At 51.5% G+C, this 637-nt stretch carries 1 pseudogene; it reads left to right on the forward strand.

The features are described 5' to 3' along the window. Positions 1 to 98: 98 nt before the first annotated feature. Positions 99 to 560, forward strand: a pseudogene (locus PG888_RS23060) (OmpW family outer membrane protein); the annotation flags it as partial. Positions 561 to 637: the final 77 nt, after the last annotated feature.

Consider the following 637-nt stretch of genomic DNA (forward strand, 5'->3'; position numbering starts at 1 on the left):
TGGGGCATGCCGTCGTGGCAAGCCCTCCGATGCCATATCGGCTCTTGAAGCTGGCTGAGGGTCATGGGTAATCAGGAAATAAAAAAAGGGATTACGTGATGAAAAAATTACTTCCTCTGATGATTGCCGCTGCAGTGACCTCTCCCTTCGCCATGGCCCACCAGGCTGGCGATATTCTGGTTCGTGGTGGTTTGGCCATCGTTTCTCCTCAGGAGAGCAGTGATGATGTGCTTAACACTGGCGAGTTTCAGATCGACAGCAATCAACAACTTGGCCTGACTTTGGGTTATATGATCACCGATAACTGGGGGGTTGAGCTGCTGGCGGCAACCCCATTCTCCCATCGTGTGAGCACTGCTGGATTGGGGGAAATAGCCAAGGTTAAGCATCTGCCGCCAACATTGATGGCTCAGTACTATTTTGGCGATGCCCAGAGCAAGGTTCGTCCATATGTTGGTGTGGGTGTGAACTACACCACCTTCTTTGATGAAAAGGGTGTCGGGAAGCTCGATGGTGCCAATATTAGCCTTGATGATTCTTGGGGCCTGGCAGGTCAGGTCGTAACGGTTCACCCAGACCAGTTGACAGGTAAAAAATGAGACGATCGTCCGGTGATCCACTATTGCCTCTTGCGTGA

Source organism: Aeromonas sp. QDB23 (assembly GCF_027707745.1).
GTDB classification, from domain to species: Bacteria; Pseudomonadota; Gammaproteobacteria; order Enterobacterales; family Aeromonadaceae; genus Aeromonas; species Aeromonas allosaccharophila.